The 19,705-nt window shown below is 35.8% G+C and carries 21 protein-coding genes; 11 read left to right on the forward strand and 10 right to left on the reverse strand.

Features of this window, described 5'->3' with window-relative positions:
* The 4 genes from EKL96_RS14465 to EKL96_RS10330 all read right to left on the reverse strand — a co-directional run.
* The coding region (locus EKL96_RS14465; protein ID WP_233579293.1) for a thrombospondin type 3 repeat-containing protein at positions 1-825 on the reverse strand (825 nt) is incomplete at its 3' end.
* A 112-nt stretch (positions 826-937) separates the two neighbouring features.
* Positions 938-2,131, reverse strand: a complete 1,194-nt coding sequence (gene kbl, locus EKL96_RS10320; protein ID WP_126461813.1) for a glycine C-acetyltransferase — start codon at positions 2,129-2,131, stop codon at positions 938-940.
* Between the two features lie 47 nt (positions 2,132-2,178).
* Entirely contained in the window at positions 2,179-5,769 is a 3,591-nt protein-coding gene (locus EKL96_RS10325; protein WP_126461816.1) for a UvrD-helicase domain-containing protein, read from the reverse strand.
* Positions 5,770-5,941: 172 nt separating this feature from the next.
* Positions 5,942-6,397, reverse strand: a complete 456-nt coding sequence (locus EKL96_RS10330) for a DinB family protein (protein WP_126461819.1) — start codon at positions 6,395-6,397, stop codon at positions 5,942-5,944.
* Positions 6,398-6,472: 75 nt separating this feature from the next.
* Between EKL96_RS10330 and EKL96_RS10335 the strand changes: the two genes are divergently transcribed.
* From EKL96_RS10335 to nadD, 5 genes are all read left to right on the forward strand, one after another.
* The gene (locus EKL96_RS10335; RefSeq protein WP_126452753.1) at positions 6,473-6,823 is read left to right on the forward strand and encodes an arsenate reductase family protein; all 351 of its coding nucleotides are present in this window, start codon (positions 6,473-6,475) and stop codon (positions 6,821-6,823) included.
* A complete protein-coding gene (locus EKL96_RS10340) occupies positions 6,823-7,710 on the forward strand; it encodes a DMT family transporter (RefSeq protein WP_126461822.1) in 888 nt (295 codons plus the stop codon). Before EKL96_RS10335 ends, EKL96_RS10340 begins: the two co-directional genes overlap by 1 nt.
* 184 nt (positions 7,711-7,894) lie before the next feature.
* Positions 7,895-8,755, forward strand: a complete 861-nt coding sequence (locus EKL96_RS10345; RefSeq protein WP_126461825.1) for a YicC/YloC family endoribonuclease — start codon at positions 7,895-7,897, stop codon at positions 8,753-8,755.
* A gap of 29 nt (positions 8,756-8,784) precedes the next feature.
* Positions 8,785-9,360, forward strand: coding sequence for a guanylate kinase (gene gmk / locus EKL96_RS10350; protein ID WP_126461828.1), 576 nt, complete (start codon positions 8,785-8,787; stop codon positions 9,358-9,360).
* Positions 9,361-9,447: 87 nt separating this feature from the next.
* A complete protein-coding gene (nadD, locus tag EKL96_RS10355) occupies positions 9,448-10,059 on the forward strand; it encodes a nicotinate (nicotinamide) nucleotide adenylyltransferase (RefSeq protein ID WP_126461831.1) in 612 nt (203 codons plus the stop codon).
* Here nadD and EKL96_RS10360 read toward each other — a convergent pair whose 3' ends face one another.
* On the reverse strand, positions 10,060-10,956 hold the full coding sequence (locus tag EKL96_RS10360; protein ID WP_126461834.1) for a LysR family transcriptional regulator: 897 nt from the start codon (positions 10,954-10,956) through the stop codon (positions 10,060-10,062). It abuts the gene before it with no gap.
* An 86-nt stretch (positions 10,957-11,042) separates the two neighbouring features.
* On the opposite strand from EKL96_RS10360, the gene EKL96_RS10365 reads away from it, so the two are divergent.
* The 5 genes from EKL96_RS10365 to EKL96_RS10385 all read left to right on the forward strand — a co-directional run bounded on the left by EKL96_RS10365 (position 11,043) and on the right by EKL96_RS10385 (position 14,793).
* Positions 11,043-11,807, forward strand: a complete 765-nt coding sequence (locus EKL96_RS10365; RefSeq protein WP_199739606.1) for a type 1 glutamine amidotransferase domain-containing protein — start codon at positions 11,043-11,045, stop codon at positions 11,805-11,807.
* Between the two features lie 4 nt (positions 11,808-11,811).
* Positions 11,812-12,975, forward strand: coding sequence for an iron-containing alcohol dehydrogenase (locus EKL96_RS10370; RefSeq protein ID WP_126461837.1), 1,164 nt, complete (start codon positions 11,812-11,814; stop codon positions 12,973-12,975).
* A 310-nt stretch (positions 12,976-13,285) separates the two neighbouring features.
* The gene (locus tag EKL96_RS10375) at positions 13,286-14,281 is read left to right on the forward strand and encodes an NAD(P)H-dependent glycerol-3-phosphate dehydrogenase (protein WP_126461840.1); all 996 of its coding nucleotides are present in this window, start codon (positions 13,286-13,288) and stop codon (positions 14,279-14,281) included.
* A gap of 38 nt (positions 14,282-14,319) precedes the next feature.
* On the forward strand, positions 14,320-14,535 hold the full coding sequence (locus tag EKL96_RS10380; protein ID WP_126461843.1) for a hypothetical protein: 216 nt from the start codon (positions 14,320-14,322) through the stop codon (positions 14,533-14,535).
* A 9-nt stretch (positions 14,536-14,544) separates the two neighbouring features.
* Positions 14,545-14,793, forward strand: coding sequence for a hypothetical protein (locus EKL96_RS10385; protein ID WP_126461846.1), 249 nt, complete (start codon positions 14,545-14,547; stop codon positions 14,791-14,793).
* On the opposite strand, the gene EKL96_RS10390 is transcribed toward EKL96_RS10385, so the two are convergent.
* From EKL96_RS10390 to EKL96_RS10400, 3 genes are all read right to left on the reverse strand, one after another.
* Positions 14,764-15,171 carry a hypothetical protein gene (locus tag EKL96_RS10390; RefSeq protein WP_126461849.1) on the reverse strand — a complete coding sequence of 136 codons (408 nt, stop codon included), beginning with the start codon at positions 15,169-15,171 and terminating at the stop codon, positions 14,764-14,766. The genes EKL96_RS10385 and EKL96_RS10390 overlap by 30 nt on opposite strands.
* 78 nt (positions 15,172-15,249) lie before the next feature.
* Entirely contained in the window at positions 15,250-16,269 is a 1,020-nt protein-coding gene (gene pheS / locus EKL96_RS10395; protein ID WP_126461851.1) for a phenylalanine--tRNA ligase subunit alpha, read from the reverse strand.
* 83 nt (positions 16,270-16,352) lie between these two features.
* Positions 16,353-16,709 carry a hypothetical protein gene (locus EKL96_RS10400; RefSeq protein ID WP_126461854.1) on the reverse strand — a complete coding sequence of 119 codons (357 nt, stop codon included), beginning with the start codon at positions 16,707-16,709 and terminating at the stop codon, positions 16,353-16,355.
* A gap of 146 nt (positions 16,710-16,855) precedes the next feature.
* Here EKL96_RS10400 and EKL96_RS10405 point away from each other — a divergent pair, with 146 nt between their 5' ends.
* The gene (locus EKL96_RS10405; RefSeq protein WP_126461857.1) at positions 16,856-17,359 is read left to right on the forward strand and encodes a CvpA family protein; all 504 of its coding nucleotides are present in this window, start codon (positions 16,856-16,858) and stop codon (positions 17,357-17,359) included.
* A gap of 251 nt (positions 17,360-17,610) precedes the next feature.
* Here EKL96_RS10405 and rpe read toward each other — a convergent pair whose 3' ends face one another.
* Both rpe and EKL96_RS10415 read right to left on the reverse strand, forming a co-directional pair.
* Positions 17,611-18,273, reverse strand: coding sequence for a ribulose-phosphate 3-epimerase (gene rpe / locus EKL96_RS10410; RefSeq protein ID WP_126461860.1), 663 nt, complete (start codon positions 18,271-18,273; stop codon positions 17,611-17,613).
* A 474-nt stretch (positions 18,274-18,747) separates the two neighbouring features.
* Positions 18,748-19,611, reverse strand: a complete 864-nt coding sequence (locus EKL96_RS10415) for an RNA polymerase sigma factor RpoD/SigA (protein ID WP_007137700.1) — start codon at positions 19,609-19,611, stop codon at positions 18,748-18,750.
* Positions 19,612-19,705: the final 94 nt, after the last annotated feature.

Consider the following 19,705-nt stretch of genomic DNA (forward strand, 5'->3'; position numbering starts at 1 on the left):
ATCATCTTTATCAGCAACACCGTCTCCATCTGTATCAGGACATCCTTTTAATTCTTTAGGACCAGCTTCATTTGGACACTCATCTTCACTGTCTTGAATTCCGTCTCCATCTGTATCAGGACATCCGTTGAATTCTTTTAAACCAGCAACTTCTGGACAAGCATCATCTTTGTCATATATTCCATCACCATCTGTATCTTTTCCACCAAATTTGAAGATAATACCAGCAGAGTGTTGAAAGAGAGATCGGTCATCGCCAAAAGATTTTTTGTATCTAGTTGCAAGTTCGAAACCAACATTTTCGGAAAGCCATAAAGTTAAACCAGCACCTGGGTTTAAAGTTCCAAAACTACTGTCTCCCAAGAATGTATATCCACCACCAATAGAAAGAGATGGGTCTATAACTTTAGATTTAATTAAATTCATGAAGCTGTATCTTATCGTAGCATCAACACCATAATACATTAAATCACCAGGATTAGTGACAAGATATCCTCTGGAGTCATGACCTACAGCACCTGGAGCAAAAGTTACAAACTTATCAATTTTGTTTACAGATCCAGTAAGACCAAAAGAGAAATTATCTCCTACGTATTTTGAGACACTTAAATACGATACAGAAGGAAGGACGTTCCAGTTTGTTTTCGCGTCAAAAGGTTGCGAAAAATGACGGTCTAGCCAATTATTTCCTCCACCAGCACTAGTTCTAGTGTCTACGGCATTTGCTCCAAAAGAGATTGCCCATGGGTTGTTACTGTCTTGTGCGTGAGAACTTAAACCCATCACCATCATCGCAGCAACTAAAATTTTGTTAAGATGTTTCATACTTAATTTTTTTAATTACAATTTAGTTAATTACAAGCAAAAATAGGACGTAATTTTTAAACTACAAAATATTATGTTAAAAAAAACCTACAAACAAGGCTAAAAGTGCGAATTATATAACATTTAACTCTTTTCCTACCGCTACAAAGGCATTTATTGCCTGATCTAAATGCGCTTTTGTATGTGCCGCAGAAAGTTGTACTCTAATTCTTGCTTTATCTTTAGGAACTACTGGAAAAAAGAAGCCTATTACATAAATTCCTCTTTTTAATAATTCATTTGCCATAGTTTGAGACAATTTTGCATCATATAACATCACCGGTACTATTGCAGAATCCCCATCAATGATATCAAAACCTGCTTTTTTAATCCCATCTCTAAAATAATTAGTATTCCATTCTAGTTTGTCTCTAAGTGTTGTATCTTTTTCTAAGAGTTCAAAAACTTTAATGGAAGCTCCAACGATTGCTGGAGCTAAAGAATTTGAAAATAAATACGGTCTGGAACGTTGGCGTAATATTTCGATAATTTCTTTTTTAGCGGTCGTATACCCGCCCATGGCGCCACCAAGTGCTTTTCCTAAGGTTCCCGTAATAATATCTACTCTTCCCATGACTCCTTTTAATTCAAGTGTCCCTTTTCCGGTAGCACCAATAAATCCAGCAGCATGGCATTCATCAACCATAACCATTGCGTCATATTTATCGGCCAAATCACAAATTTTATCCAACGGAGCTACAACGCCATCCATGGAGAAAACACCATCCGTAACAATTAATTTGAAACGGGTACCGGCTTCTGTAGCCTTAATCAGTTGCTTTTCCAGGTCTCCCATATTGCTATTTTCATAGCGATATCGCGTCGCTTTACACAAACGAACACCATCTATAATAGAGGCATGATTTAAACTATCCGAAATAATACAATCCTGATCTCCTAATAAGGGTTCAAAAACACCTCCGTTTGCATCAAAAGCGGCCGCATAAAGAATGGTATCTTCTGTGCCATAAAACTCAGAAATCTTTTTTTCCAAAGTTTTATGAATGTCTTGTGTCCCACAAATAAAACGCACCGATGACATTCCAAAACCATGCGTATCAAGAGCGTCTTTTGCAGCCTGAATAACTTCTGGATGGGATGACAAGCCAAGATAATTATTGGCACAAAAATTTAAAACCGTTTCTCCTGTCGAAATCGTTATTTCTGCATCTTGTGGTGAGGTGATAATGCGCTCTGATTTGAAGATTCCATTGTCTTCTATTGTTTGTAATTCTGACTGTAAATAGTCTTTAATTTTTCCGTACATTTTTTAGGTTTTTAAAATTCAATTTTGCGAATAATTCATTTTTTAGGCTACAAATTTACTACATCGATTTCTTTTCCGATGTAAATAAGTGCTTTTTTTGTCACTTTATAACCCATTAACTCAATTGCTGTTTGATAATTTTCTAATTGCTGTTGGTGTTTTACATTATGTGTTCCTGTTTTATAATCCAGCAGCAACACTTCTTTATTTTTTGTCAAAACCATTCGGTCCGGTATTATAGTCTTTCCTTCCTTTTGAATAATTGTTTGTTCATTCAGTACCTCATTTCCTTCCGAAAAATAATCGGTTAGCTCTGTATGAGTGACAATTTCCTGTATGGTACTGTAAACGGCTTCCTTTTGTTTAAAAACGATGAGTCCGTTTTCAATCGCTTTTGTTATAGCTAAATCTATATCGTTTTTCGTTTTCACAAAAGATAAAATCTCATGAATTACGTTTCCATAGGCAATGGCTTCCTGTTGTTGTGTTCCCCACATCAATGCTTCTCTTTGTGCAATTTTGATGTTTTTTGGATTCAAAATTTCCAAAACTAACGGAATTGTTTTGGAGGTATCAATGTGTTTTTTTTCTTTTGATAATTTAGCAATATCCCCAAAGTCATATTCCAATTTATCGGTATCAAATTCCCCTTTGCTCTCTAAATAATTAATAAAAAAAGCACACATATTATTTTTTGGAACTTCCCCTTTACTGGATAAATTCATATTTGAAATCACATACAACTGTTCCTCCGCTCTGGTCAAAGCCACATAAAGCACATTGATATTGTCTAATAATTCTTCCTGTTTCTTTTGATTGTAAATCTCAGCCGCTTCCTCTCCAAATCCTTCTACGGCGCTATTGTTATCAATTAATACTTTTGACAGGCCAAAAATTCCTCCTTCAGCATTGAGCCACAATTTATCTTTTGGTTTCCTGTTGTAATCTTCCTCTGCAAATGGCATAATGACTACCGGAAACTCCAATCCTTTTGATTTATGAATTGTCATAATCCGAACGGCATTATTTCCTTCTGGTGAGGGAATACTAAATTTTTGTGCGTTTTTATCCCAGAAATTTAAAAAGTCAGAAATTCCTGCTTGGTTGCGAATGTCACGTTCCAGAACTATGTCTAAAAAATATTGGACGTAGGCATTCCCCTCCCTAACCTTCCCCGAAGGGGCAGGAGCCGACACCGATAAGTTGGAGTCTTGAATTTCTTCTCGTTGGATTAATTCTTCTTTTATTCGTTTTAAAACTTCCGAAATATTCTTTATAACCTGTTCATTGGTAAATCGAATGACTTTATACCCTAATTTATTTAGGGTAATTGTTCTATTATTATCTAACTGAACCTGCTCTTCGGTAAAATGATAATCCTCATCCACTTCAACAACCAGTTTTTTCGATAAACAAACAAAATGGACAATAAAATCAGCTATCAAATGGTGTTGCCTGAATTTATAATCTTCAAATGATCTAGATTTAAACTCCATCCAAAGAATTTTCTCAGCATGTATTGATTCAATAAGATGGAATTTATCCTTACGATTAACCACTTCGTCATCCTTTTCTTTGGAGAGGGACGGGGAGAGGAACTTTGCAATAATAACCTCCACCGCTTCATACAATGATTTTTTTCTAATGTCTTGAAACGACAATGAAATATTAAAACTCACCAGCCAATTTTCGAAATCCGTTTCCTGAAACAATGCCATTCCTTTGGCAATGAAATCAGCAACAGGTGATCTGTCCTGAATATGCGTTCCTATATAGTAAAGGAAATTCGCCTTAGCTTCTAAATCAGCGTTGTTTTTCAGGTATTTTAATAAATGAATAATCAATCGTACTTCAGTAGCATTTTGAATCATTAACGTTTCCGAGGATAAAAGCGGTATTCTTTGCTCTGTCAAATAGTTCGCAATCGCAATTCCCTGACTTCGTTTCCGGGTAAGAATGACAATATCTTTGTATTCAAATCCTTTTTGAATTACTTTTTGAATCGTATTCAGCGTGGCCAAAACATATAAATCAGTTTTATCTAAAGCTTCTTCGTCTCCAGAAGCTTCCGGATTATCATTTGTTTTCTCTACTTTTGGGATAAAAGAAATATTCACATAACCTCCTGTTTTGTCATTGGTTTTTTGGTGGCTGTGATTTTTATACAATTCTTTGTAATCTAAATGAGCAAATTCACCGGACAACAATTTAAAAAATTCATTATTAAATTCGATTACCTGCGAATAACTTCGGTAATTTTTATCAAGATGTTCAAGTTTTTTATCAGGATTATTGAACGGGTTTTGATCTTTACTCAATTCAATAAACTGTTCGGCTTTTCCGCCGCGCCACCTGTAAATAGACTGTTTGGGATCGCCCACAATCATCAAAGTTCCTTTTTCTCCATAATCATCCTGTCCGGAAAGGGCATTATCAATAAGCGGAATCAGGTTTTGCCATTGCATCTCCGAAGTATCCTGAAATTCATCGATAAAAAAATGGCGGTAGCGTTCCCCCAATCGTTCGTATATAAAAGGCGCCGGCTGGTTTTGAATTTCCCTATGGATTATGGCATTAAATTCTGAAATGGAAAGTACATTTTGTTCACTTTGTATTTTGGCTAATTCATTACTTACCGTATTTAATAAGGAAAGTGGAGTAATGTTTTTCAGGAAGGCTTTATAGAAATGGATCTTTTCGAAAGCTTTGTAAACTTTGTCTAAGAATTGCAATAAATCTGGAATTATGTTTTCAATAATCGCACGATCTTTTGCCGTTTTATTGATTTTGATATCCTCAAATTCATGAAAGGTTTTGTTTTTTGGATTGAATTTTCCTTCTTGAATGCTCAATATATGTTTGGGAAAATGTCCTGCCGAGAACGATTTTATGTCAATTGCATTGGTGTCAATTAATAACAAGGCCGCTGTTGCAAAAACAACAGTCTGTTTTTCTAAATCTTTACTGGCTTCTACTAATTTCTTTTTTATTGCAACGAACTCAGCGATGGATTTATCCTGAAACTGCGTGATTTCGTTTCTGTTATTTTCATTGAGGATCAAACGGCCTGTCTCTAGAATTTCACGGGAAATATCCCAAGATTTATCATCGTCAGTTTTTTCCATCGTGAAATCGATGAGCAGTTTTGTTAACGTTTCATCTTCACCGGCCTGAGCAATTATAGCATCTACAGCCTCAATTAATAAATTTTCAGTGTCCAGGGTGACTTCAAAAGTCATGGGCAAATTCAAATCATGCGCAAAGGCCCGAATTACCTTGTGGGTGAATTTATCAATCGTAGAAATATCAAATGCAGCGTAGTTATGAATAATATGCTTGATAATTTGCTGTGATTTAGTTTTGATTTCGAGGATCGAAAGTTCTGTATCTATTGCTAAATCCTGCATCAAGTCCTGGGCTTTGTGGCTGGGCTCGTCTTTTGCAAATTCAGAAAGACTACCCACAATTCGGCTTTTCATTTCGTGCACCGCTTTGTTGGTAAACGTAATGGCCAGTATAGTGCGATAGGCATCATTTTTTTTTGCAACAAGAATAATCTTGAGGTACTCTTTGACAAGCGCATAGGTTTTTCCGGATCCAGCTGATGCATCGTATATGGAAAATGAAGGTCTTTGCATGTTGCTATTATTATACGCTGTGAGTTATACAAATTACTACTTTTTTTAGAAAAAAGAATCCTTTTTTGGTATTCAAGTACAAAAAACCAAACTGCTTGTGCTTCCTTTTCAGGGCTGTGTCTTAATGAAAAACAAAGCAAGTAACAGGGAATTTTTCTTTTGCCAAAAGAGATTAAATAAATTTTCTAATGCTCATCATAATCCCAATGTGAAGCCCTTCATGAAAATCATTGAAAGCCATTGCATCCTGAGCACTTTTTAGCGTATACCCTGTTGATGTAGGATATTCAGTGAAGTTTTTGAAGTTTTTATTTTCAAAATCAAGTTTAGTTTGATTGATAGTTTCAAATAACAAATCCTTCATTTCGGCTAATTCTTCTTGTGTTGCAATATGTTCCGGCTTAGTTCCTTTTTTATATTTTTCTACCATTTCCTCAGAAACCATCATCGGTAAACCCGATAATTTATACACTAATACTTGCTGTGTCACTATTATATGACCGATGTTCCAAATCAGGTTATTGTTGAATCCTTCCGGAATCGTGTTAAGTTGCGCTAAAGTATATCCTTTTAAAAACTGTGAAACTATTTTTCGGCTGGTTAAAGTAATGTCTAATATTTGATCCATTTTTTTATTTTTTGATAAAAATAATCATTTTCCGTGTCAAATGAATTTTCTTTGCACAAAGAAATTGCTATTTATATGGACATAATATATTATCTCGCTTCTTGCGACACCTGCAGAAAAATCATAAAATCACTTCCTAAAGAGCATGATTTTAAGTTTCACGACATCAAACAAGATCCAATTACTGTTGCCGAATTAGAACGAATGCGCGAACTTTCAGGAAGTTATGAAGCGCTTTTTAGCAAAAAAGCACAACTGTACAAATCGATGGATTTAAAAAATAAATCCTTGACCGAAGACGATTATAAAAAATACATTCTGGAACATTACACGTTTTTGAGTCGCCCTGTATTTATCATCAAAGACAAGATTTATATCGGGAATACCCAACAAAATATGTTGCAGGTAATGAAAGCCTTGGCATAATGTCCAAAAGAAATCTTGCACTAATTGGTGCCACTTTTGTCTCTATTATTTACGGAGTCACGTTTACTATTGCCAAAGATGTCATGCCGTTGTATATTGATGCCTATGGTTTTATACTGTTGCGCGTAGGTGGTTCAATGATTTTGTTTTGGATCTTTTGGCTTTTTATGCCGAAGGAAAAAATTGCCTTCAATGACTTTCCCCGAATTATTGCCGCAGCTTTCTTTGGCGTAGCATTTAATATGCTTACATTTTTCAAAGGATTAAGCCTTACTTCGCCTATTAGTGCTGCAGTTATCATGGTTTCCACACCAATGATTGTGTTGACGCTTTCGGCCATTATCATGAAGGAACGCATGCAAAAACGAATGGTTTTTGGGATCATACTTGGTCTGATAGGGACTGCTTTTCTTATTCTGTACGGAAAATCCATTGGCAGCGCCACAAATGCCGGATTGGGGAATTTTCTGGTATTGGTCAATGCTATTTCCTATGGATTTTACCTGATTATCGTCAAGAAATTAATGGATAAATACAATGCGTTTACGTTTGTAAAATGGATTTATTTATTTGGATTTATTATGGTTTTGCCTTTTGGCTGGAGCCAATTTCAAACGGTGGACTGGGCTTTGGTTCCCATGGATATTTGCTGGAAAATTGGATTTGTTGTCGTCATTTCTACATTTCTGACCTATTTGCTTAATTTGCTTTCGATGAAAGAATTAAAACCAACGACGGTTGCCGTTTTTATTTATTTGCAACCGCTATTTGCCACTATTTTTGCGATAAGCTTGGGCAAAGACGAATTGAGTTTGGTAAAAATTGGTTCGGCAGTTTTGATATTTATCGGCGTTTATTTAGTGACACAGAAAAAGAGTGTGCAGTAATCAGCTGTTAGTGTTCAGCGCCTAAATTGCAGGTTATTGTCTTTTATAACGTTCGTTGGGCTATTTATATCAACTCAAAAATTAAAATCTGATTACTAAATATGTACTTATGCCGAGTCACTGTTTACTAAAAACGGACCACTGACCACTTTTTTAGTATCTTTGACCTCTTTTAGAAAATTATATGATACAATCAATGACGGGTTTTGGTAAAGCTACTTTGCAATTACCAACCAAAAAAATCACGGTAGAAGTGAAATCTTTAAACAGTAAAGGTTTGGATTTGAATGTGAGAATGCCTTCGCTGTACCGCGAAATGGAATTGGGTTTACGCAACCAAATCGCACTTAAGCTGGAAAGAGGCAAAGTAGATTTTTCTATTTTTATCGAAACTACCGCCGAACAAACTTCTACGAAAGTAAATGTGCCCATTGTAAAAGGGTACATCAATCAGTTAAGAGAAGTGTATGCTGATGCAGATGAAACGGAACTGATGAAAATGGCGATCCGTATGCCGGACACCATGAAAATAGAACGCGATGAAATCGATGATAACGACTGGGTACAAATTCAAACCGTTATCGAAGAAGCCTTGCAAAACATCTTGACCTTTAGAAGAGATGAAGGAATGTCTCTTGAAAAAGAATTTCAATTGCGAATTGGTAACATTAGGCAGTATATGACCGAAGCTTTGGCGCTTGATCCAGAACGTGTTCAGGCAATAAAAGACCGTTTGCAAACTGCAATTGCTGAACTTAAAGTGAATGTAGACGAAAACCGTTTTGAGCAGGAATTGATTTATTATTTGGAGAAATTAGACATTACCGAAGAAAAAGTACGTTTGACGAATCACCTGGATTATTTCTTGGAAACCATCAACGGAACGGAGGCCAACGGTAGAAAATTAGGTTTCATTACCCAAGAAATGGGACGTGAAATCAACACGATGGGTTCTAAATCCAATCACGCACAAATGCAGAAATTAGTCGTTCAGATGAAAGACGAATTGGAAAAAATAAAGGAGCAGGTATTGAACGTTCTATAATATAGATACTGAAATAAATTCAGCATAAAATGAGCACAGGAGGAAAATTAATCGTTTTTTCGGCACCATCAGGATCTGGGAAAACCACCATAGTTAGGCATTTATTAAGCAAAGAAGATTTGAATCTGGAGTTTTCTATTTCGGCAGCTTCCCGCGAACCAAGAGGCGAAGAAGTAAACGGAAAAGACTATTATTTCATGTCTACCGAAGACTTTAAAAAACACATCAAGAACGAAGACTTCTTGGAATGGGAAGAAGTGTACCGCGATAATTTCTACGGAACTTTAAAAAGTGAAGTGGAGCGCATCTGGGCAAAAGGAAAAAATGTAATTTTTGATATTGATGTCTCTGGTGGATTGCGCATCAAGCATAAATTCCCGGAAGAAACGTTAGCCGTTTTCGTGAAACCACCAAGCGTAGATGAACTAAAAAGAAGATTAAAGGAACGTTCTACCGAAAGTGATGACAAAATCAATATGCGCATCGCTAAAGCTTCTGTTGAATTGGCTACAGCGCCACAATTTGATGTGATTATAAAAAACTACGATTTAAATATTGCTTTGGAAGAAGCTTATCAATTGGTAAAGAATTTTGTAAAGGATTAAAATATAACACAAAGAGGCACAAAGGAAATAATAGGCTCATACGAAAATTTTATAAACACTTTGTGAATCTTCGTGAAACAAAATATTATGAAAATAGGACTTTATTTCGGAACGTTTAACCCCATTCATATTGGACATCTTATCATTGCCAATCACATGGCCGAGCATGCTAATATAGACCAAGTATGGATGGTGGTTACGCCACACAATCCTTTGAAGAAAAAAAATACTTTGCTTGATGATTACCATCGGTTGCAAATGGTATATCTTGCTACTGAAGATTTTCCAAAAATCAAACCTTCGGATATTGAGTTTAAATTGTCACAGCCCAATTATACAATAAATACCTTAGTTCACTTGCAGGAAAAATACCCCAATTACGAATTCTCGTTAATCATGGGCGAAGACAATCTAAGGTCGTTGTACAAATGGAAAAACTACGAAGCTATTCTGGCGCATCACGAGATTTATGTGTATCCTAGACTCGAAACCAAGGGCCAAACCGGTGAAGCTATTTCTTTGGAAGTAGAAAATCTAACTTTCAAGAATCACCCAAAAATCCACCTGATTGACGCTCCGGTTGTTGAAATATCATCTACATTTATTCGGGATAATATCAAAAAAGGGAAAAATGTACAGCCTTTATTGCCCGCTAAAGTTTGGGAATGTATTGATCACAATAACTTTTATAAGAAGTAATTACGCCAGAATTCTTTTTAATTCCAATTGAATATTCTCAAAAACAGGACTCAAATTATCATTTTTACCGGATAACACAAATACTTCTGTACTTGGCATTTGCTTGCTGTTCCACATCAATTGGATTTTATTTTCTGCTATTAAACTTTTTACGTTTATATCCCAAACAACGGCTATTCCGGTATTTTTCGAAATTATTTCTAGCATTTCATACTCGGACGGAATGATATAATTGGGAATCATCGAGGGCCTTTTTTTACTAAAAACATGCAGCCAAAACAACTTTATATGCGGAATCTGTGCATTGTGGCTGAACCACTTTTGGTCGTTTAACCACTGTTCAGTTGCAGCGAAATTCTTTATTTTGATATTAGATTTTAACTCAGAAGCATCAATGTTATTGGAACCAACAATCACTTGTTTGATTTCGCCAACCTTTTTCTGAATGGTGTCAAACGTGTCATATTGTTTGGTAACAACAGCAAAATCGAGTTTTTTAGAATCGACCAATTCAAAAAGTGTGTCGTTCTCATGGAAACTAAAATCGATAAAATCAAATTTTGAAATTAAGGCATTTCCCAAACTGATCATCAAGTGTTTCGAGATGCCAATGGATATTAATCGATTCGCATCAAACGCTTTGGCACGAAAACCATTCTCCACATTTTCCAATCGGTCCAACGCCTCGATGATTAGATTATTGAGTAACTTAGCGTATTCCGTTGGCTCCACACCTTTTGACTTTCGATTGAAAAGCTTGTATCCTACATGCGCTTCCAACATTGATATTTGTTGACTTACAGCGGGTTGACTGATAAATAATTCCTTGGCAGCCAACGAAAAATTACCGTTTTTATAAACGGATTTAAACGTTCTGTACCATTCGAGATTGACCATGATATAAATATATTTATCACAAACATAATTTAAATTATTTTTACTAATAGCATATTCGCACTAAATTTGTAGAAACAAAATAAGAAATGAAGAAAATTGCATTCTTAGCCATTATAGCATTAACAGTAAGTTGCATTACAGCAACTGCACAAAATAAAAAAAGTATGAAAAAAGTATTATTTGTTGTTACGAGTCACGATAAACTAGGTAACACGGGAGAAAAAACAGGATTTTGGACAGAAGAACTTGCCGCGCCATATTATGAATTAGTAGATAAAGGAGTTGTTATTGATATTGCTACCCCGTTAGGAGGACAACCACCTATAGATCCAAAAAGTGAAGATCCATCTGCAGCAACTGAAGATACTAAACGATTTGATGCTGATACTGAATTATTGGCAAAACTGAAAAATACGCACAAATTAGCCGATGTAAAAGAATCGGATTATGATGCCGTTTTTTATCCAGGAGGTCATGGACCGTTATGGGATTTAGCCACGGATGAAAATTCAAGCGCTTTGATTGAAGCTTTTTATACGAATAATAAACCTGTCGCTTTTGTATGTCATTCACCAGCAGTCTTAAAAAACGTAAAAGTAAATGGGGATTTTTTGGTAAAAGGAAAAAAAGTAACCGGATTTTCTAATACGGAAGAGGAAGCTGTAGGCTTAACTGATGTCGTACCATTTTTATTAGAGGATGCGTTGCAAGCTAACGGGGCCAAATATTCAAAAATAGGGGATTGGCAACCGTATGCAGTAGAAGATGGCTTATTGATTACAGGTCAGAACCCGGCTTCATCTAAACTCGTTGCAGAAAAATTATTAAATCAATTGAATTTAAAAAAATAAAAACATGTTAAACTTCGAATTATACAATCCTACTAATTTAATTTTTGGAAAAGGACAAATTGAAAAACTTTCTACTTTAGTTCCACAGGGCGCAAAAATTCTTTTGGCTTATGGAGGCGGAAGTATTTTTAAAAATGGAATCCATGAACAGGTAGTTAATGCTTTAAAAGGTTTTGAAATCGTCGAATTTTCGGGAATTGAGCCAAATCCACATTTTGAAACTTTGATGAAAGCAGTAGCAGTTATCAAAGAACAAAATATCGATTTTATCCTTGCTGTGGGTGGAGGTTCTGTAATTGACGGGGTAAAATTCATTTCGGCTGCTGTAAATTTTGACGGAAACCCAATTGATATTCTTCAAAAACGAGTGTTGACTAAAGATGTATCTAAAATTATTCCTTTTGGAACCGTTTTAACTTTACCGGCAACGGGAAGTGAAATGAATTCTGGCGGAGTTGTTACTATTGAATCCACACAGGAAAAATTATCATTTGGTGGTAGCGCCTTGTTTCCAAAATTTTCTATTTGCGATCCAACCGTCATTGAATCTTTACCCAAAAGACAATTGGAAAACGGAGTTGTTGATGCCTATACCCATGTTTTGGAACAATATCTAACCTATCCACATGAAGGATATCTTCAAGATAGAATTGCCGAAAGTATTTTACAGACCTTGATTCAAGTTGGTCCTGATGTTGTTGAGAATCCTAAAGATTATGCTTTGGCTTCTAACTTTATGTGGAGTTGTACGATGGCTCTAAATGGATTAATCCAGAAAGGAGTTCCTTCGGATTGGGCTACACACATGATTGGCCATGAATTAACCGCTTTGTACGGAATTGATCATGCTAGAACATTGGCGGTTGTAGGTCCAAATTTATACCGAGTGATGTTTGAAACTAAAAAAGGAAAACTGGCACAATACGGAAAGCGTATTTTCAATTTGACTGGAACCGAAGATGAAATAGCAAACGAAGCGATCAATAAAACAGTTGAGTTTTTCCATACAATGGGAATGGAGACTAAATTATCGGATTACACCAAAGACTATGATAAAACGGCTGATTTTATAGTAAACCGCTTCAAAGAAAGAGGTTGGCTGGGATTAGGAGAAAAAGAAAATATCACTTTAGAAAAAGTGAAATCAATTGTAGAAATGAGTTATTAATTCAAATAATCAGATTACCGATTGAAGTATTTTTAAATAAAAAGGCGTTCTCATTTTGTATGGGAACGCCTTTTAAAATTCAAATTATAACTAACTAATTCAATTCTGTTTTTTTTGTTAAAACAGTAACTATAATAAAAGAATAACGGTATTAATGTGTTTATATTGTGTTTGAAAATCAAATGTTTTAAATTTAATTTAATATATTGTGATATTATTATTGAAAACCCCTGTGAATCCCAGATTTAAGGCGGTGCTTTTTTGGCTTGATTCATAGTTTTTAAGTACTTTTGATTAAATTCAATAAAAAATGACTGAAAACATAAAATTTGCAGTAATTGGTGGTGGGAGCTGGGCAACAGCCATAGCTAAAATGTTATGCGTAAATCTTACCGAAATTTCATGGTACATGCGCAATGATGCTGCTATAGAACACATCAAGACCTACAAACACAATCCAAATTACCTAAGCTCTGTTGAATTTGATACCCAAAAATTGAAGCTAACCAATGATATTAATGAAGCAGTAGCCTATGCGGACTACATTATCTTTGCTATTCCTTCCGCTTTTTTAGAGGGTGAATTAGAAAAATTGACTGTTTCGTTGAAAGATAAAATTATTTTTTCGGCTATAAAAGGGATTGTTCCTGAGACCAGTTTGATTGTAGGGGAACATTTCCATGTAAAATATGATATTCCTTATTATAACATTGGTGTAATCTCTGGTCCTTGTCACGCAGAAGAAGTGGCTATGGAGCGGTTATCATATCTGACAATCGCATGTGGCGATTCTGATAAGGCAAAAATTGTTGCCGATACTCTTGCTGGAAATTACATTAAGACTAAAATTACAGATGATATTATAGGAACTGAATATGCTGCGATGCTAAAGAATATTTATGCCATTGCTGCAGGAATGGCCCATGGACTGGGTTATGGAGATAATTTCCAATCCGTATTGATGAGTAATGGGATCAGGGAAATGAAAAAATTTATCAAGAAAGTTCATAAAATGAAACGCAACATCAATGATTCTGCTTATTTAGGCGATTTACTGGTTACAGGCTATTCCGTTTTTTCGAGAAACAGAATGTTTGGTAATATGATAGGTAAAGGCTACACGGTGAAATCAGCAATGATGGAAATGAGCATGGTTGCTGAAGGATATTACGCTACTAAAAGTGCTTATAAGCTAAATCAGGCTTATGGTGCCAAAACACCTATTATTGATGCCGTTTATGAGGTTTTATACGAAGGAAAAGATGCGAAAACCATATTTAAGAAACTGACCGACAAACTGGATTAATTCTGCTATATATTTAATAATCAAAATACAATCATGTCATGAGTGAAAGATGGAAATATCAAATTAAAACTGGCGGAATTTGGGGTGTATTTATGACAGTTTTCAATGTGTTATTCGACATTAAAGAAATCCCTTTTTCAGTACAGGTTGCTACGCCTAATTTTTATATTCGAGCAGCTGCTTATATCGGTGTAGGGATTTTTGTTTTAGGTTATTTTACTTGGAAATCTAAAGTTAAACAACAAAATCGCTAAATCATTTTTATGAGTAAAAGGTGGCGATTTCAGATTAAAAACGGAATGCGTTGGGGAATTATTCTTTCCCTAAGCTTGCTCGTTTTTGACTTATTCGAACGCTCTTTTGAAGATGCTTTTTTCTCCAAAAGAAACCTGTTCCGAACGCTTTATTTCGTCTTATTCGGAATATTTGTAATAGGATATTTAAATTGGAAGAAAAAAAATAAACGCGACAATAGTGCTGATTTATCTCACGATAATACCATCAATAAATAAAATAGGCACTTCTTCGACTGCTGATTCGCAGATGGATTGTGCTTTGAAAATGTATTTTTTATCGTATAGTTTGTCTCCGATAAAGAAAGTCAGCATGAATTCATTGTTGAGTGCTAAAACGCTTTTTTCAATCATTTCGATTTTCATTACTGAAACTGGCGGAACTGCTACAAAAGCGTGGCGCAAGAGGGATGTTTTTTTCATTTCACCGTTGATGGTTCCAAATGCCTTAGAAACAACCATGACGCTTTCGATTAAAAAGTCACTGTCATTTATTAAATAGGCGTACCATACTTTTTCCATGAAATCGTCGCTCCATTCTTGGACTGCAGCTAGGAATACGTTTTCTACTTCGGGGGTGATGATGTCGGATTTCATTTGATTGTTGAGTGATGATTACCGATTTTTGATTTCAGATTTAAACTTCTAAAATCAAAAATCAGTGCTCTTAAATTTTTATATACTTGATTTGAATTGTTCTAAGAAACGTACGTCATTTTCGTAGAACATACGGATGTCGCCTATTTGATACAACAACATGGCAATTCTTTCGATTCCCATTCCAAAGGCAAATCCGTTGTATTCCTCAGGATTGATGCCGCAATTTTTCAAAACGTTTGGATCCACCATTCCACAGCCCATGATCTCTAACCATCCGGTTCCTTTGGTTATTCTATAATCAGTTTCTGTTTTAAGTCCCCAATAAATATCAACCTCAGCGCTTGGCTCCGTAAAAGGAAAGTAGGAGGGACGCAGACGGATTTTTGATTTTCCGAACATCTCTTTGGTAAAATACAAAAGGGTTTGTTTTAAGTCGGCAAAAGAAACATCTTTGTCTATATACAGCCCTTCCACTTGGTGAAAAATGCAGTGAGAACGAGAGGACACGGCTTCATTACGAAAAACTCTTCCCGGAGAAATGGTCCGAATTGGCGGTTTATTTTCTTCCATGTAACGTACCTGTACGGAAGACGTGTGTGTGCGCAACAAAATATCAGGGTTGGTTTGTATGAAAAATGTGTCTTGCATGTCGCGAGCCGGATGGTATTCCGGGAGGTTCAATGCGGTAAAATTATGCCAGTCGTCTTCGATTTCAGGACCTTCGGAAACATTGAAACCAATATTTGAAAAGATATCAATAATTTGGTTCTTCACCAATGAAATAGGATGGCGGGAACCGATAGTTATTGGTTCAGCCGAACGCGTGAGATCCCCGTAAAAGCCTTTGGTTTCTTCTTTGTTTTCTAAAGCTTCCTGAAGGGTTTTTACTTTGTCTTCGGCAGATGTTTTGAGCAGGTTGATTACTTGTCCGAATTCCTTTTTTTGATCGTTAGGCACATTTTTGAATTCCGCAAAAAGGTCTTTTAAAAGCCCTTTGCTTCCTAAGAATTTGATTCGGAACGTTTCTAGTTCTGCTGCGTTTTGCGTTGAAAAAGCATTTGCTTCGCCAATATATTCTTTTATCTTATCTATCATTTTCATTCCAATAATTAATTATGCAAATTTAGTGATTTTTGTTGATAGGGACAAGTCACGACTGGCCCGTACAATAAATAATATCAATCAATAAGTTCCTTCTCCAGGAAATAATTCACAATGGCTTCTTTCATTAAAACGGATTGTTCTCCAGCTTTTAGCGGTGGTAATTCCTCTTTTACTTTGTAATGTGGCCAACCTTCCTCGTCAAAAAATTCAAATTCATAGAATCCATAAGGCTCTAATAACCTGCAAATCGCGATATGCATTAGGTTTAGTTTTTCGTCTTTCTTGTATTCGTTATGTACTTTCCCGAGTTCTTGTACGCCAATTAGATAAATAATAGCGTCTAAATCTAAATCTTCCCCTTGAGAAAATTGATTGGAAAGTATATTTACAAGCTGTTCCCAGCGTTCTTTAAGTTGTGTGTCTCTTGACATTTTTGTTGAATTATGAATTATGAGTCATGAGTTATTAATTCATTTGTCATAAAATTATTTTGCGCAAAGATAAGAACTTGAAAATTGACTATGGTAAAGAATAATTCTTTTATATTTGCTGTTTGATCGTTGCAAATTAATTAAGTATGGGATTTTTTGATATCATTTTGGGTGTATTGCTTGCTTTTGCTTTTTACAAAGGCCTTCAAAACGGTCTTTTTGTGGAGTTAGCATCACTAATTTCACTACTGGCCGGTATTTATATTGCAGTACAATTTTCCTCCTATATGCGGGATATTTTAGTGGGATTTGTCAAATGGAATCCTAATACCATTCAAGTAGTAGCTTTTGTTCTTACGTTCATTATTGTAGTTGTTGTGGTTTCAGGTTTAGGTAAATTCCTGACAGGAGTAGCTGATTTTGCTTTTTTGGGCTGGTTGAATGCTTTGGGAGGTGGTTTTTTCAGGGTGCTGAAAACTGTTTTGATTCTGGGTATTGTTTTCGCGGTTTTCGAGAAGATTAACTACAACCATCTGTTGGCCAAAAAAGAGACGCTGGATAATTCTCTTTTTTATAATCCAATCCAAAAAACAGCTGGATTCATTTATCCTTCGCTACAGGAATGGTATGGTAGTTTGAAGAAAAAGTAAGTAGTAATGCGTTTTTAGTTGCAGTTTCAACCTTAAACCACAGCGAGAAAATTTAGATGATTGGTCTTTTAAATCCGTAATTGTTTGTTTAAGCTTTTTCTATTTTGTCTTTAAAGCGCTCAATGAGTTTTTCAGAGCGTTCCTTTATAAAAGTTGCATTGACCGTGACAGCCTCTAGTTGGTTTTTGTAATTGCTATTTTCATTTTAAACCCGTCCCGATCTAATAACTATTGAATCGGGACTTTTAGTATTATAGGTTTGTCAATTTCTTCAGATCAGCAATTGTAGCTGTTGGATTTTCTGCTTTAAAAACATAACTTCCGGCTACCAGTACATCAGCTCCGGCTTCTACAAGTTGTTTTGCGTTTTTGTTGGTAACACCGCCATCTACTTCAATAATTGTTTTTGCTTCTTTTTTAGTGATTAAAGCTTTTAGCTTCTCAATTTTAGCATAGGTATTTTCGATAAATGATTGTCCGCCAAAACCTGGATTTACACTCATGATGCAAACCAAATCAATGTCGTTGATTACATCTTCTAATAGGTCGATATTTGTGTGTGGATTAATGGCGACTCCAGCTTTCATTCCTTCGGCTTTGATGGCTTGCAGGGTTCTGTGAAGATGGGTACAAGCTTCGTAGTGTACGCTTAGAATATTGGCGCCCAATTCAGCAAAAGTTTTGATGTAGCGATCTGGATCTACAATCATCAAGTGAACGTCGATTGTTTTTTTTGCATGGCGGTTTATGGCTTCCAAAACGGGCATTCCGTACGAAATGTTAGGTACAAAAACACCATCCATGATGTCAATATGAAACCAATCGGCTTCACTGTCATTGATCATTTCGATATCGCGTTGCAGGTTTCCAAAATCGGCCGCAAGTACTGATGGTGCAATAAGAGTATTTTTCATTGTGTAGTTGTTTTATAGAGATGCACTGTAGTGCATCTTTACAGTTTGTGTTGTTTGTGCAAAAGTAGTTTTTTTGCAGCAATTGGTGAAAGTTTTTTTAGAAGGGACAACTCGCGAGTTGTCCGTACATTGCGCGTAAGGGATAGAGGCGGCATCCTCGTAGCGTAGCGGAGAGATACAGCCGATAGCCCGACCCGAAGTTTTTACGGAGGGTTACGCCATAGTAGTGAGAAATGAATGGTGAGAAGAATTTAGATTTTAAAAATATAACTCCTGATATCCGAGCCGAGCTAAGCGAACTGAATGGAGTTTTGCTTAAAAAAATAAAACTCCGGTAATCAGCCGGAGTTTCAATCATCAATCAAAAAACGAACAGTTAATCAGACCGTCGTTAGCTATTAGTCACAAGTTTAAAATCAAAAGTCATAATGTTGTAGAACGTTATGACTTTTGATTTTTAAAAAATTGACTGTTTTATCCTAAATAGGTTTTTAGTATTTTGCTTCTTGAAGTGTGTTTTAATCTTCGGATTGCTTTTTCCTTGATTTGACGAACACGTTCTCGAGTCAGGTCGAAAGTTTCGCCAATTTCCTCTAAGGTCATTGGGTGTTGATCACCAAGACCAAAGTACAAACGAACTACATCAGCCTCTCTTGGAGTCAATGTTTCTAGGGAACGCTCGATTTCGGTACGCAATGATTCGTGGATTAATTCTCTGTCTGGATTTGGTGATTCGCCGGAACGTAAAACGTCATAAAGGTTAGAATCTTCTCCTTCTACAAGAGGCGCATCCATGGATAAGTGACGGCCAGAGTTTTTCATACTCTCTTTTACGTCATTTACGGTCATATCAAGTTCTTTTGCAATTTCCTCAGCAGAAGGTGGGCGCTCGTTAGATTGCTCTAATAAAGCGTACATTTTGTTGATTTTATTGATAGAACCAATTTTGTTCAAAGGCAAACGAACGATACGAGATTGTTCAGCCAATGCTTGTAAGATAGATTGACGAATCCACCAAACGGCATACGAGATGAATTTAAAACCACGTGTTTCATCAAAACGTTGTGCTGCTTTTATAAGTCCAAGGTTTCCTTCGTTGATCAAATCGGGAAGGGTTAATCCTTGATTTTGGTATTGTTTGGCTACAGATACTACGAAACGTAAATTGGCTTTCGTCAATTTTTCTAATGCTTTCTGGTCGCCGGCTTTAATTTTTTGTGCTAATTCTACCTCTTCGTCTGCGGTAATAAGGTCAACTTTACCAATTTCTTGTAAATACTTGTCTAATGAAGCGGTTTCACGATTGGTTACCTGCTTGGTGATTTTTAGTTGTCTCATGTTTTTTTTGTCTCCTAAATTTTAAGTGTACAAATGGTTATACGTATGAAGTTGCCTAAAAGTTACAATTGTTTTAAAATAAATTTATATAAAA

The organism is Flavobacterium sp. LS1R10, from assembly GCF_003968825.1.
Lineage (GTDB): Bacteria > Bacteroidota > Bacteroidia > Flavobacteriales > Flavobacteriaceae > Flavobacterium.